The following is a 15351-nucleotide window of genomic DNA, read 5'->3' on the forward strand; positions in this document are numbered from 1 at the left end:
ATAAGAGCATATCGAAACAATTGAAGAGAATAAAAGTAACTTCATTAACTTCTTAATAACCTATTAAGTATTAATTCAATTTAAAAATTTCTTGAAACGGTATAGTAGCAATTATTCATTAAGGTCTGCCAAACTTATTTTGGTATAAGTTTTATTCAGAAAATATGATAGCGAGGGGCATTTATTCCTAATATAAATTTATCCCGACCAAACCATAGGAACATTTTAAGAAAAGCATTATTAAAATCTTAATGTTGGTTTAAAATGTATATCCTTAAGAACATTTTTGTTCTTAAGTGAACTACTTTGAAAAAACATGCAACCCCAGGCCGCGAATTTCATATGATATTCATTTTAAGAAATTATTCTAATTGAACAAGAAATAATCAAACAAGTATAACAATTAAAAAAATAGGTCTGTGGCTTAAACAAAAATAAGAGGAAGCCTACAGACTACTACAATATTATAAAAATGAAAAACAAAAATTATATATGCTACTTTATAGTGGCCCTATTAAGTATAAGTAGTTTAACTGCTCAGGAACAATTATGGAAAGGAACTTTCGACGGTTGGGAGTTTGGCTTTAGAGATGGTAGAGAAGGTAAAGGCACTCGAGACGATTTTTGGAAAATCGGTCCTAATGGAGAACTACATGCTACAGGAGGTAACAATTACTGGCAACAAAGCGGTATGCGTACCGTAAAAACTTATGGTGATTATGAGTTGACATTGGAGTATAAATGGATTACAACAGGTGAAGAAGTAGATGGAAATAGTGGTATTTATATACACGGAGAAAATAATTTTGCTCAAGATAGAGGTGCATTTCCGAATTCTATAGAGGTTGAGTTAAAAAAAGGTAATGCGGGAGCCTTTATAAAAAATGGGCTAGATATGACGGCAACGGGGCATAGACCTAGTATACCCGTTGATCCTAAAAGCAAAGAAGTACCTAGGGATCCCGGTAATAGTAATATTAAAATAACAGAGTTTTTAGATGGTAACTGGAATTATCTGACCATACGAAGTATAGAAGGGAAAATTTCGGTTACACTTAATGGTATCGATGTTAATTCGGGTATCGTGCATAAAAACGGGAAGCGCATAACTTCTGGTTATATAACATTGCAATCTGCATTAAAGGATATCGCTTTTAGAAACATTCAAATAAAAGAGATAGATGCATGTATTATTACTCCTTACTTGTATGATAAAAATCCTATTGTTAATGGTGCGATGAGACAAGATGATTATGCTGAGACCGAAATTGGAGGTACAGTGTATCTTAATCCAGCTTTTGGCGGTCTGGAAGGTACTGTGTCCTGGACAGGGCCTAATGGTTTTAGTCATGAAAAAGGACTTGTAATTATTAAAGATATTCAGGAAGATGACCTGGGAATTTACACCGTTACTTTTACTGGTAAAAGAGGATGTGTTGTTAGTCATGACTTTGAAGTAGGGTTTGGAAAAAAAATTGAGATCAAGAAAACAGCTTTTTTACTTTCAAGTAACTCATCAACAAAAGAACAATTATGGAAAGGAACTTTCGACGGTTGGGAGTTTGGCTTTAGAGATGGTAGAGAAGGTAAAGGCACTCGAGACGATTTTTGGAAAATCGGTCCTAATGGAGAACTACACGCTACAGGAGGTAATAATTACTGGCGACAAAGTGGTATGCGTACAGCAAAAACTTATAGTGATTATACATTAACATTTGAGTACAAATGGATAACTCTTGGTGATGGGGATAAAGATGGAAATAGCGGCATTTGGATTCATGGAGAAAACAATTGGAAGCAAGACAATGGGGGCTACCCAAACTCTATAGAAGTACAGCTTAAAAAAGGAGAAGCAGGAGACCTCCTTAGAAAAGGGCTTGAGGTAGCTGCAGAGCCAAACTATCCTAATGTGGGCAGCAGACCGGAACGATTACCTAAACGTTTTTATTCTGAGCAGCCTATACCAGAATATACAGATGGAACATGGAATAAAATGAGTATAACAGTTATAGAAGGTAAAATTAGTGTATATCTTAATGATAGATTGATTAATGCAGGTACCATAAGTAAAAATGGAGAGCGAGTTACTTCAGGATATATCACATTTCAATCTGAATTAAAGGATTTAGCTTTTAAAAATGTTTATATTGAAGAGATAGAATCGTGCAAGGTTAATCCAGCCGTGTATGATAAACATTCAATTGAGAGCAGTTCAACGAGACTAGGTGATTATGCAGAAGTAGAGATTGGAGGTTTTGCGTTATTGGCTCCACATAATTGGCTTGAAGGTATTTGGTCTTGGACAGGACCTAATGGTTTTAGTCATGAAGGAAAATATGTAAGAATTGAAAATGTTAAAGAAACTCAACTAGGAATTTATACAGTTACTTTTACAGGTAAAAGAGGATGTACTGTTTCTCATGATTTTGAAATAGGTCTTAATAAAGAGCCAAATATTGAAACGGTTTCTGGTAAAGCTGCTCCGAAAAATATAGAAGGAAAGATAGTCGATAATAACAAGATTTTTGTTGCTAATGCAACCAATGATAAAGCTTTTACAGTTTATTTTAACGACCAGAAGTTATCAAGTATAGTCATTTATAATGCTGCCGGTCAGGAAGTATACAAAAACACTCTTAAGAATCAAGGTGCTGAGAAATCATTATTTGTAAACCAAAATTTCCTACCGGGATTATATATACTACTAGCTACAGATTCCAAAGGTAATGCAACAAGTACCAAGTTCTTGGTTAACTAATTTTAAAGTAATAAACAAGATTTTTCGTCCTTATTAGGATAAATGTTAAAAAGCCTTATTATTTAATCATAAAACCCCTTAAAACCATGTTTTTAGGGGTTTTTATATGCTTTGTATGAAACTAGTATTTAAGCTATAGTGCCCCCAAAACTTTTTGCAATGTATTGTAAAATCACTATGTAATTGATTTTTGGGAATGACTTCAAAAGCCCTTATAGGTATTTACTAGTTTAAAGTTGAATTGTTTTTTGGGACTATAGGACAAAAGTAAAATATGGACTTACTCTCTATACAAGAAATAACTATTAACCAAGTCTATATACAAGCGTTTAGCTTCATCTTCGCTAATGTTTTTAGCTTGAAATAACGCATTGGTTTTAAAAGCATTAATTATGGGTTTTTTGCTTCGAGGTCTACCATAATCGTTAGTAGCTTTTTTGTAGTATGCATATAATTTCAAAAGTGTATCAGCTGGAAATGGATCGGTATGAGCATTCACCCTGTCTACTGCTTTAAGAAACTCTATGTCTAAATCTTTTTCGCCCATTCATTAGATTTCTGCAATAACACTTTCGCCACCGCGAACTTTTTGGTTAAGTTGTACTTTTATATTGGTGTCCAGAGGTAAAAATAAATCTACTCTCGATCCAAATTTAATAAAACCACTATCGCCCCCTTGTTGGGCTTTATCATTTAGTTTGGCATAGTTTACAATGCGTTTTGCTAAAGCACCTGCAATCTGTCTGTAAAGCACTTTACCGTAGGTTTCATTTTCTACCACAACAGTTGTGCGTTCGTTTTCTTCGCTTGCTTTAGGGTGCCATGCCACTAAATATTTGCCGGGATGATATTTGCTAAAAATAACATTTCCACCAATAGGGTAACGCGTAACATGTACATTTATTGGAGACATAAAAACGCTTACTTGCAAGCGTTTTTCTTTAAAGTATTCTTTTTCAAAAACTTCTTCAATAACAACAACTTTTCCATCAACAGGAGAAACCACTTGTTTACTATTAAGTGAGGTATGTCGTTTAGGGTTTCTAAAAAACTGAAGTATAAGTATTAAAAATACAAGCAGTACAATTAGAATAAGCATTCTCAACCATCCAATTTGAATGAAATTATCAACTAATAAAGAGGATGCAATTGTAAATACAAAAGTTATAATTATAATTTTATGGCCTTCTTTATGAAACATATTGTAAAAGTCTTAAAAATAAATATATAAAAGGTGCTGCAAAAATAATACTGTCCAGTCGATCTAATAATCCACCGTGTCCAGGCATAATTACACCACTATCTTTAACATTGGCTTGTCTCTTAAACTTAGACTCTATTAAATCTCCTAGAGTACCGAAAACACTTATTATAATGCTTAAAATTAGCCAACTTGTAAAGCCTAATAACCCCGTAAAGGTAGCAATAAAATAGCTTGCTACACACGAAAAAAATAATCCGCCAAGAAAACCTTCTACGGTTTTTTTAGGCGAAATCTTTTCAAAAAGCTTTTGTTTTCCAAAGTTTTTGCCAACTAAATAGGCAAATGTATCGTTTACCCAAACTAGAATAAAAGACCCTAATAAAATGTTCGGATCGTAGTCTTCGTTATAATTGGCTATTAAAACTAAAAATACAAAAGCACTGGATATATAAAATGTTGTAAGTATAAACCGTTTAGAAGCAAAGAGCGGAATTGTTTTCTCCGAGAATAAATCTTTTATTAAAAACAGCTCGACAAAAATGGTAACCACCATAAGAATTTGAGTAGCTTCATCTAAACCCTTATCTGTATTTAAAACCGATTGCCAATAACCGAAAACAGCATACAGTATAATAAAAATAATGTAAGGGATAATACTTTTTAGGTGAATGAGTTTTTTAAACTCGCCCATACAAACCAATCCAAAACCAAAAAAAAGTACTATTAATAATTGTTCGTAATTCAGGCATAGAATTAATAGCAAGACATAGAGTAGTCCAGAAAGTGACCGAATAAGAATTTCTTTCATTCTATAAATCTTCTAAGAGTAGTAGGTAAAGATTTTTTGCACTACTACCATAACTTAAGAAATCTTTTTCGTCCCCAGATTTAAAATGTTTAATGGTTGTAATATTTGTTGGGATTTTTTGCCTGTTTTTAGATTTTATACCACGTAAACCTTCCCCGATATTTTCAACAATTTGGCTTGTGGTAGCATACACGATAAAGTTTACTGGTAATTCAGGAAGCTTTTTTTCGAATATTTGTTTTGAAGTGATAAGTAATGATCCATCATTAGCTATAAGGTTCTCACAGGTTGTTAAAAAGAACGTTGAATCACTTACCTTATTAGTATCTTTTAAATTTGAATTTGTAAACCTATCTTTTAAATTATCGTCGAATAACAGCGCCTTTTTTTCTTTCCAGTCATTCTCTTCAAGAATATATTCTAAGTTGGAATATATTTCGTTTAAATTTTCGCAATACAAGAACTTACCACCATTGGCTTTAAAGTTTATAGTAAACCTTTCGTCAATTGGTATTTTTATTTCCGGCATATATTTGCCTCTATCGTCAGATTTCAACTCTTCGCCTGAACGGCTAGATTTGGAACCAAAAATTTTTCTAAAAAGGCTCATTTAGGTGCAGCTATTAACAGAATTTTTTTAGAGGTTTATCAAATATAAAAAATCTTAAATTAACCATACGATTAATTTAAGATTTTTACTAAAAGCTTAACAAAATATACGATTAACTGTTTATTTATCTAAATTTTCCTGCTCTTCTTTTTCGAAAGCACGTTTTCCAAATATTTTTTCCAAGTTATCCTTAAAGATCACTTCTTTTTCCAGAAGTTCTTCTGCCAGCTCTGTTAGCTTGTCTTTATTGTCTTCAAGCAATTTAACGGCACGTCGGTATTGCTTTTCTATGATATCTGAAATCTCTTTATCAATCAATTCTGCAGTTTGCTCACTATAAGGTTTTGTAAAACCATATTCGCTTTGTCCTGAGTCGTAATACGTTAAATTACCAACTTTATCGCTTAGTCCGTAAATGGTAACCATGGCTCTGGCCTGTTTGGTTACTTTTTCCAGATCGCTAAGCGCTCCGGTAGATATTTTATCGAAAATTACTTTCTCGGCAGCACGACCACCAAGAGCAGCACACATTTCATCCAGCATTTGCTCTGGTCGAACAATTAAGCGCTCTTCAGGTAAGTACCATGCGGCTCCTAACGAGCGACCACGAGGAACAATAGTTACTTTTACTAGAGGTGCAGCATGCTCAAGCATCCAGCTTACTGTAGCATGACCAGCTTCGTGGTAGGCAACAGCTTTTTTCTCACTTGGTGTTATTATTTTGTTTTTCTTTTCTAAACCACCAATAATTCTATCTACAGCATCAAGAAAATCTTGTTTGTCTACCGCTTTCTTACCATTTCTGGCAGCTATCAAAGCAGCTTCGTTACAAACATTAGCTATATCTGCACCAGAGAATCCTGGAGTTTGTTTTGAAAGAAAATCGGTATCTAAATCTTTTGCCTTTTTTAGAGGTCTTAAATGCACCTCAAAAATTTCTTTACGCTCTCTAATGTCTGGTAAATCAACAAATATTTGTCTGTCAAAACGTCCAGCACGCATTAAGGCTTTATCTAAAATATCGGCTCTATTGGTTGCAGCAATTACAATAACATTAGTGTTGGTACCAAAACCATCCATCTCTGTTAGTAACTGGTTCAAGGTGTTTTCACGTTCGTCATTACTTCCAGACATAGCGTTTTTTCCTCTAGCACGTCCAATAGCATCTATCTCGTCAATAAAAATGATAGAAGGTGATTTTTCCTTGGCTTGCTTAAACAAGTCTCTTACACGAGATGCACCAACCCCAACAAACATTTCGACAAAATCTGAACCTGATAGTGAGAAGAACGGTACTTTAGCTTCACCTGCAACAGCTCTGGCTAACAACGTCTTTCCTGTTCCCGGAGGGCCTACAAGTAAGGCGCCTTTTGGAATTTTACCACCTAGTGTTGTATATTTTTCTGGAAATTTAAGAAAGTCTACAATCTCCTGTACTTCTTCTTTAGCACCTTCTAAACCAGCAACATCCTTAAACGTTGTTTTTACTTCGGTGTTTTGGTCGAAAAGTTTTGCTTTGGATTTTCCAATATTGAAAATTTGTCCACCAGCACCTCCACCGGCACCACCAGACATACGTCGCATAATAAAGATCCAAACCCCAATAAGTAAAATAAAAGGTAGAATACCCATTAAAAGATTTCCCCAATCGTTGGTTTCGGTATCGAAAGTAATAATTGGTTTTGTGGCTAAGTCTTTAGTAACCTCGTTTAAACGGTTCTCAAAATTTTGAAGATCACCAAATTCAAATTTATAGTTTGGTAATCTTGTGGCAGAAGGTATAAGTGTTGTAGGTTTAGAGTTTTTATGAACCTCCTTAGCCTCAGCTTCTCGGGTTAAATAAACTCTAGCAACACGTGTATTTTTTATAATATCGACCTTTTCAATATCGCCATCTTCCAAGAAATGAAAGAAGTCTGAAGGCGTGGTAATGTTACCATCTTCGTAGCTTCCATTACTAAATAATTGAAAGCCCAAGAATACGGCTATTAATATACCATAAATCCAATATGGACTAAATTTAGGCTTTTTATCCTTTATATTTTTTTTATCGTTTGCCATCTGATTTTTTTAGTAGCTAGTTTCTATAAGTGTTGTTTTTGCATCGCCCCAAAGACTTTCAATATCATAATACTCACGAATGTGTTTTTGAAACACATGCACTACAACATTTACATAATCTATTAAAACCCACTCAGCGTTGTCTACACCTTCTGTGTGCCAAGGATTATCTTTAAGTTCTTTGCTTACTTTTTTTTGTACTGAATTAACTATGGCGTTTACTTGAGTGTTTGAAGTACCTTCACAAATTATAAAGTAATCGCAAACCGTATTTTCAATTTCTCTTAAGTCTAGAATATTTATTCCTTTTCCTTTAACATCTTCGATACCATTAATTATTACGGATATTAGTTGATCTGCGCTTATATTTTCTTTCGCCATTAATTTTATTTAATTTATGCAAAGTTATTATTTTTTTAGTTCTTTATACTTTAAAATAATCATAAGATTTAAGAGAGCCACAATAACTTCAATATGCTTATAGTCAAACTTAATGCCATCGATTCTACAAATAGCTATTTACGAAAGCTTAGTGCTGAGGAAATAGTAGAAGATTACACGACTATTATCGCAGAAAAACAGACGCAAGGGCGCGGACAAATGGGAACTGTGTGGGATTCGCAACCATCTAAAAATCTAACGTTTAGCGTATTTAAAGATGTTTCTAGAACTCAATTAGAAGACCCTTTTTATATTAGTATTGTTACTTCTTTAGCTTTACTAAAAACGCTTCAGTTTTTTTCAATTTCTCGATTAAGTGTAAAGTGGCCGAACGACATTTTGTCAGAAGACAAGAAAATATGTGGCATATTAATAGAAAATGTCATAAAACAAAATAAGATTAATGCCTCAATTATTGGTATTGGATTAAATGTAAATCAAACCAAATTCGAAAATTTACCTAAAGCATCGTCTTTAAAAATTATATCTGGAAAAGTTTTTAACTTGGATGAAATAGTTCACGTCATTTTAAAAAACCTGGAGTTTTACTTTGACCTAATGGAAAAGGAACAATATGATATTTTAAAGAGTGAGTATGAAGCTTATTTGTTTAGAAAAAATAAACCTTCAACATTTAAAGATGAAGAAGGTCTTGTGTTTTCTGGTTTTATAAAAGGTGTTTCCGAGTCTGGAAATCTTCAGGTCTTGCTTGAAGATGATATTATGGAAGAGTTCGACTTAAAAACAATTACTCTTTTGTATTAAATAGCGTTTGGTACACTAGTAGCAAGGGTTTCTATAAATTTACTAATAGGTCCTTTTATCATCATTGCCATCATTGGATTAAAGTCGCCCGTAAATTTTAACTGTACTTCGCTGGAAGTTTCGTCAACTTCTGAAATATTACCCTCTAATGAAAAATCTAATTTTCCACCGGCTGCACCCAAAACGACTTTGTTTGGAGCTATAGCTTCTTTCTTTTCTAGAACAATTTCTGGCATGCCTTTTAAGGCAAATAAGAACTTGTCGTTTTCTAAAACCTCAAATTTGCTAATATTTTCGGGCATTAAAGCTTCAAAGTTTTTAACATCTGATAAGAAATCGAATACCTCTTGCGATGATTTTTTAACGTTAACTTTTGGTGATTCTAAATTCATTCCTTTACTGTTTTTTGTTTGTTGTTATTTGTAAAGCTGTTTTTTTTATTGTCGCAACTAAATAACAACAGTTGTCTTATCAATTAGCGTTCCATTCTGCTGGATTGCTATTCCATTCGGATAATGCTTTTAATTCTTTTTCAGAAATATAATTAGTGTCTAAAGCTTGTTCCAATAAGCTATCGTAATTGCTTAGTGTTTGAAGATCAATGTCTTCTTTGGCAAAATTTTCTGTAGCCACTTCAAAACCATAAGTAAAAATAGCGATCATGCCTTTTACTTTTATATTCGCTTCTTTTAAAGCTTTTACAGCATTTAAACTGCTTTTGCCCGTACTAATTAAATCTTCAACAACTACAACATTTTGTCCGCTTTCAATAAAGCCTTCTATTTGGTTTTTTCTACCATGTCCTTTAGCATCTGGTCTTACATATATAAAAGGTAATCCCAAATAGTCTGCAACGAGCATCCCTATACCTATGGCGCCAGTTGCTACACCAGCAATAACATCTGGTTTGCCATACTTTGCTTCAAGTTGCTTGGCCATGGCTTCAGAAATATAATTACGAATTGGTGGAAATGACAATAGGATACGGTTATCGCAATAAATTGGAGATTTCCATCCCGATGCCCAGGTAAATGGTTCGCTAGGACTAAGTTTTATTGCATTGATTTGTAATAAAACTTCGGCCGTTTTTTTGGCGGTTTCTTTGTTAAAAATCATGGAAACAAAATTACACATAAATTTAATTTTACCTAATCGTAACATTATGAATAAAAAATATTTTTCAACAATGAGTAGATTGTGCCCAAAAATGATATTTTTACGACATTGTAATTGCTAGCGGTAACATATGTATAAAGTTTTTGTTGGGGATAAACCTATCATTTTAACAACTAAAGTTGAGCAGGAAATCGATTTTAAAAATTACTTGCTCGATACTGTAAACATTGGAAAGGTTATTAAAGAGTTAAACACGACTTCTTTAAAAGAGGTACGCCTTATTCATAAGAATGAAGAAAAGCTGCTGAAAAAATTCTTAAAAAAGCTACCCAACGTAATAGCTGGTGGCGGAAAAGTATATAACGAGAAAAAGGACATCTTATTTATATACAGAAATGATAAATGGGATTTACCAAAGGGTAAAGTAGAAGGCAACGAAACTATTGAAAGAACAGCTATTCGTGAAGTTTCTGAAGAAACAGGAGTTGGCGGACTGGAAATTACTAAGCCTTTAGAAACTACTTACCATATTTTTAAGCGCAACGGACGTCATAAAATTAAAATTACCTATTGGTTTGAAATGAAAACCAGCTTTAATGGTAATTTGTATGCCCAAGAGGAAGAAGGCATTACAAAAGTTGAATGGTTAAACCCAAACCAAGCAAAAAAAGCCCTTGAAAACTCTTACGCTAATATAAAGCTGTTGGTGTAAAATTTCTCAAATTAATCTGTTACAGATACTTACCTGTATTTTTCATTTTACAAAACACTCTATTTTTTATTTAATTATTTAAAATTGAAGAAATTAGCTACAATTATTGTTGTTCTCTAGCTTTTTTTCGATAAACCGTATTATTTTTTTGTTTAAATAATGTTGAAATATGTTAAACAAAAATCTATTTTGTTTAACTTTGTTTAAAATAAATTAAACAAAAGTATTATGAAACCAGAACTACGAAACCAAATTCCCAAATCTAACTACCTACTTGTTTCATTTTTTTTATTTCTATTCTTTCAATCTTTTGCAAATAATAATTGTGGAACTATTGAAGGTTTTGAATTTACGAACGGTCACGAATCTGTAGTTTTATCAGATGGTAAAACGTATAGTATCGAAGAATTGCCAAATAATTTTTATCTTAATTCTCATGTTAGCGGATATTCCCAAAGTATACGCTATGTTATTGAAAATTTAAATACTGGTAAAAAACACAAAGTCACCGAAAATTTATTGCCATATACTTTTCCTGCTGGAAATAATTCATGGCATTTGGGGAATGGTACATTTAAGTTAACTGCTACTTTATATAAGTATGACTACGGGTATGGAAAATGTGACTCCAAATCTGTAACATTTACTTTAGGAGAAGTTTGCAGTGCAGATGCAGGTACTTTGCAGGTGGATGCCCCCACGGTGGTATTGAGCGGAGGAGAGGCGATGCTTAGCGCAACGCCATCTGGCGACATCAACGTACCGGAGGGTTACAGCAGCATCTATGTGCTGACCTCGGGATCTGGCCTGGTGATCGAACAGGTGAACACGGAATACCCGAAATTCACTGTGGACTCGGCCGGACTATACACGATCCATACGCTTGTGTACGATGGTAACGAAGTGAGCCCAAACTTCCTGGACCTTGGTGTCGTGGTTCCTGGCACTACCACTGGTGTGGACGTACTGAACATAGTGACGGGTAACGGACTGTGCGCCAGCCTCGACGTAACGGGCGCACCGATCAATGTAGAGGACTGCAGTGCTAACGCAGGCACCCTTCAAGCGGACGAGCCCATTGTGGTATTGAGCAATGGCTCAGCCATGCTGAGCGCAACGCCATCTGGAGATATTCATATTCCTGAGGGATACAGCAGCATCTACGTGCTGACCTCGGGATCTGGCCTGGTGATCGAACAGGTGAACACGGAATACCCGAAGTTCACGGTAGACGAAGCTAGACTGTACACGATCCATACGCTTGTGTACGATGGGAACGAAGGGAGCCCAAACTTCCTGGACCTTGGTGTCGTGGTTCCTGGCACTACCACCGGTGTGGACGTACTGAACGTAGTAACGGGTAACGGACTGTGTGCCAGTCTTGACGTAACGGGCGCACCGATCACGGTGGAGGGCTGCAGTGCTGACGCAGGCACCCTGGAGGCGGACGAGCCCACTGTGGTATTGAGCGGAGGAGAGGCGATGCTTAGCGCAACGCCATCTGGCGACATCAACGTACCGGAGGGTTACAGCAGCATCTACGTGCTGACCTCGGGATCTGGCCTGGTGATCGAACAGGTGAACACGGAATACCCGAAATTCACTGTGGACGCGGCCGGACTGTACACGATCCATACGCTTGTTTACGATGGCAACGAAGGGAGCCCAAACTTCCTGGACCTTGGTGTCGTAGTTCCTGGTACTACCACTGGTGTGGACGTATTGAACATAGTAACAGGGAACGGACTGTGTGCCAGTCTCGACGTAACGGGAGCACCGATCACGGTGGAGGACTGCAGTGCTGACGCAGGCACCCTTCAAGCGGACGAGCCCACTGTGGTATTGAGTGGAGGAGAGGCGATGCTGAGCGCAACACCATCTGGTAATATCAACGTACCGGAGGGGTACAGCAGCATCTACGTGCTGACCTCGGGATCTGGCCTGGTGATCGAACAGGTGAACACGGAATACCCGAAATTCACTGTGGACGCGGCCGGATTGTACACGATCCATACACTGGTATACGATGGTAACGAAGGGAGCCCAAACTTCCTGGATCTTGGTGTCGTGGTTCCTGGCACTACTACCGGGGTGGACGTACTGAACATAGTAACAGGGAACGGACTCTGTGCCAGTCTCGACGTAACGGGCGCACCGATCACGGTTGAGGACTGCAGTGCTGACGCAGGGACCCTTCAAGCGGATGCCCCCAATGTGGTATTGAGCGGAGGAGAGGCGATGCTGAGCGCAACACCATCTGGCGATATCAACGTACCGGAGGGGTATAGCAGCATCTACGTGCTGACCTCGGGGTCTGGCCTGGTGATCGAACAGGTGAACGCAGAATACCCGAAGTTCACTGTGGACGCGGCCGGACTGTACACGATCCATACGCTGGTATACGATGGCAACGAAGGGAGTCCAAACTTCCTGGACCTTGGTGTCGTGGTTCCTGGCACTACTACCGGGGTGGACGTACTGAACATAGTAACGGGTAACGGGCTCTGTGCCAGTCTTGACGTAACGGGCGCACCGATCATGGTGGAGGGCTGCAGTGCTAACGCAGGCACCCTTCAAGCGGATGAGCCCACTGTGGTATTGAGCGGAGGAGAGGCGATGCTGAGCGCAACGCCATCTGGAGATATTCATATTCCTGAGGGATACAGCAGCATCTACGTGCTGACCTCGGGGTCTGGCCTGGTGATCGAACAGGTGAACACGGAATACCCGAAATTCACTGTGGACGCGGTCGGACTGTACACGATCCATACGCTGGTATACGATGGCAACGAAGGGAGTCCAAACTTCCTGGATCTTGGTGTCGTAGTTCCTGGTACTACCACTGGTGTGGACGTATTGAACATAGTGACGGGTAACGGACTCTGTGCCAGTCTCGACGTAACGGGAGCACCGATCAATGTAGAGGATTGCAGTGCAGACGCAGGCACCCTGCAAGCGGACGAGCCCACTGTGGTATTAAGCAAAGGCTCAGCCATGCTGAGCGCAACGCCATTTGGTGACATCAACGTACCGGATGGATACAGCAGCATCTACGTGCTGACCTCGGGATCTGGGCTGGTGATCGAACAGGTGAATGCGGAATACCCGAAATTCACTGTGGACGCGGCCGGATTGTACACGATCCATACACTGGTATACGATGGCAACGAAGGGAGTCCAAACTTCCTGGACCTTGGTGTCGTGGTTCCTGGTACTACCACCGGGGTGGACGTACTGAACATAGTGACGGGTAACGGACTCTGTGCCAGTCTCGACGTAACGGGCGCACCGATCACGGTTGAGGACTGCAGTGCAGACGCAGGCACCCTGCAAGCGGACGAGCCCACTGTGGTATTAAGCAAAGGCTCAGCCATGCTGAGCGCAACGCCATTTGGTGACATCAACGTACCGGATGGATACAGCAGCATCTACGTGCTGACCTCGGGATCTGGGCTGGTGATCGAACAGGTGAATGCGGAATACCCGAAATTCACTGTGGACGCGGCCGGATTGTACACGATCCATACACTGGTATACGATGGCAACGAAGGGAGTCCAAACTTCCTGGACCTTGGTGTCGTGGTTCCTGGTACTACCACCGGGGTGGACGTACTGAACATAGTGACGGGTAACGGACTCTGTGCCAGTCTCGACGTAACGGGCGCACCGATCACGGTTGAGGACTGCAGTGCTGACGCAGGCACCCTTCAAGCGGACGAGCCCACTGTGGTATTGAGCAAAGGTTTAGCCATGCTGAGCGCAACGCCATCTGGTGACATCAACGTACCGGATGGGTATAGCAGCATCTACGTGCTGACCTCGGGGTCTGGCCTGGTGATCGAACAGGTGAACGCAGAATACCCGAAGTTCACTGTGGACGCGGCCGGACTGTACACGATCCATACGCTTGTTTACGATGGCAACGAAGGGAGTCCAAACTTCCTGGACCTTAGTGTCGTAGTACCGGGCACAACCACAGGTGTGGACGTATTGAACATAGTAACGAGTAACGGACTGTGTGCCAGTCTTGACGTTGCAGGAGCACCAATTACCGTAGAAGAAGTCGATATATGTAATGCTTTTTCTGGAACTATGTATTCTGGGAATTCTATAAATTGTCTAAGTAATGGGGTAACAACGATTTCAGCTAAGGTTGGAAAATCACCAGTTATTCCTGTTGGTTATAACCAATTGTATGTTTTAACGGAGGCTTTTTCACTAACAATTTTAAATGTATCAGAAACGCCTAGTTTTGAAGTTAACCATAGAGGTTTTTATAGAATCCATAGCCTTGTTTATAATCCCGATACTTTAGATTTAAGTATCGTAGTTCCTGGGCAAACAACAGGATTTGATGTGGTTAATCTTATTTCGGAAAATCAAATATGTGCTTCTTTAGATGTTAAAGGGGCTATAAATTTGGTCATAGGATCTCGTTGGTTTTGTTATTTCTTTAATAAGTATTTCAATAGAGGAAATAATAGTAGCAAGAATAGTGATTCCGGTAAAGAGTTTAATGATTATGCTAGTTTAGAGGATTTTGTAAATAGCTATAATAATTATGAGGCATTTAAGAGTGACTTTATTACTGCGAACGGTAAAACGCAATTCTTTCCAAACCCTGTAGTTAATACTTTAAATGTTGAAGTGCAATTAATTGATGACGAGGTGATGAATTACAGCATTGTAGATGTGAGTGGTAGAAGAGTAATTTCTGGTATTGCTGAAGATTTGGAAAATGGTTTGCAAACAATTAATACAAGTAATCTTAATGCGGGAATGTACTTAGTGCAATTTGTGTCAGATTATAGAACGATAACAAAGAAGATAGTAGTTAGAGAATAAGAAAAGGGAAATTGAATTTATCAAAGAGGCT

Annotated in this window: 12 protein-coding genes; 4 read left to right on the plus strand and 8 right to left on the minus strand. The window is 38.1% G+C overall.

The window, feature by feature from the left end; translation table 11 throughout:
• Window positions 1-472 precede the first annotated feature (472 nt).
• Window positions 473-2758 carry a family 16 glycoside hydrolase gene (locus tag C1H87_RS17610; protein ID WP_102757075.1) on the plus strand — a complete coding sequence of 762 codons (2286 nt, stop codon included), beginning with the start codon at window positions 473-475 and terminating at the stop codon, window positions 2756-2758.
• Between the two features lie 280 nt (window positions 2759-3038).
• Here the strand turns inward: C1H87_RS17610 and C1H87_RS17615 are convergent, their stop codons facing one another.
• The 6 genes from C1H87_RS17615 to rsfS all read right to left on the minus strand — a co-directional run bounded on the left by C1H87_RS17615 (window position 3039) and on the right by rsfS (window position 7822).
• Window positions 3039-3305 carry an acyl-CoA-binding protein gene (locus C1H87_RS17615; protein WP_102757076.1) on the minus strand — a complete coding sequence of 89 codons (267 nt, stop codon included), beginning with the start codon at window positions 3303-3305 and terminating at the stop codon, window positions 3039-3041.
• Window positions 3306-3308: 3 nt separating this feature from the next.
• A complete protein-coding gene (locus tag C1H87_RS17620; RefSeq protein ID WP_102757077.1) occupies window positions 3309-3959 on the minus strand; it encodes a phosphatidylserine decarboxylase family protein in 651 nt (216 codons plus the stop codon).
• The gene (locus tag C1H87_RS17625; RefSeq protein ID WP_102757078.1) at window positions 3949-4770 is read right to left on the minus strand and encodes a phosphatidate cytidylyltransferase; all 822 of its coding nucleotides are present in this window, start codon (window positions 4768-4770) and stop codon (window positions 3949-3951) included. The genes C1H87_RS17620 and C1H87_RS17625 overlap by 11 nt, the downstream gene beginning before the upstream one ends.
• A gap of 1 nt (window position 4771) precedes the next feature.
• Window positions 4772-5380 (minus strand): LUD domain-containing protein, encoded by a 609-nt coding sequence (locus C1H87_RS17630; RefSeq protein ID WP_102757079.1) that lies wholly within the window; start codon window positions 5378-5380, stop codon window positions 4772-4774.
• A gap of 120 nt (window positions 5381-5500) precedes the next feature.
• On the minus strand, window positions 5501-7441 hold the full coding sequence (gene ftsH / locus C1H87_RS17635; protein WP_102757080.1) for an ATP-dependent zinc metalloprotease FtsH: 1941 nt from the start codon (window positions 7439-7441) through the stop codon (window positions 5501-5503).
• A gap of 9 nt (window positions 7442-7450) precedes the next feature.
• Window positions 7451-7822, minus strand: a complete 372-nt coding sequence (gene rsfS, locus C1H87_RS17640) for a ribosome silencing factor (protein WP_102757081.1) — start codon at window positions 7820-7822, stop codon at window positions 7451-7453.
• Window positions 7823-7915: 93 nt separating this feature from the next.
• Here rsfS and C1H87_RS17645 point away from each other — a divergent pair, with 93 nt between their 5' ends.
• Window positions 7916-8647: a biotin--[acetyl-CoA-carboxylase] ligase gene (locus C1H87_RS17645; RefSeq protein WP_102757082.1), complete on the plus strand. Its 732-nt coding sequence runs from the start codon at window positions 7916-7918 to the stop codon at window positions 8645-8647.
• On the opposite strand, the gene C1H87_RS17650 is transcribed toward C1H87_RS17645, so the two are convergent.
• Entirely contained in the window at window positions 8644-9039 is a 396-nt protein-coding gene (locus C1H87_RS17650) for an orotate phosphoribosyltransferase (RefSeq protein WP_102757083.1), read from the minus strand. The two genes, C1H87_RS17645 and C1H87_RS17650, sit on opposite strands and share 4 nt — an antisense overlap.
• A 79-nt stretch (window positions 9040-9118) precedes the next feature.
• Window positions 9119-9763, minus strand: a complete 645-nt coding sequence (pyrE, locus tag C1H87_RS17655) for an orotate phosphoribosyltransferase (RefSeq protein ID WP_102757084.1) — start codon at window positions 9761-9763, stop codon at window positions 9119-9121.
• Between the two features lie 130 nt (window positions 9764-9893).
• Here pyrE and C1H87_RS17660 point away from each other — a divergent pair, with 130 nt between their 5' ends.
• Both C1H87_RS17660 and C1H87_RS17665 read left to right on the plus strand, forming a co-directional pair.
• A complete protein-coding gene (locus tag C1H87_RS17660; RefSeq protein ID WP_102757085.1) occupies window positions 9894-10475 on the plus strand; it encodes an NUDIX hydrolase in 582 nt (193 codons plus the stop codon).
• A 228-nt stretch (window positions 10476-10703) separates the two neighbouring features.
• The gene (locus C1H87_RS17665; RefSeq protein WP_102757086.1) at window positions 10704-15320 is read left to right on the plus strand and encodes a T9SS type A sorting domain-containing protein; all 4617 of its coding nucleotides are present in this window, start codon (window positions 10704-10706) and stop codon (window positions 15318-15320) included.
• Window positions 15321-15351 lie beyond the last annotated feature (31 nt).

It is taken from the genome of Flavivirga eckloniae, assembly GCF_002886045.1.
In the GTDB taxonomy this organism is placed as follows: Bacteria; Bacteroidota; Bacteroidia; order Flavobacteriales; family Flavobacteriaceae; genus Flavivirga; species Flavivirga eckloniae.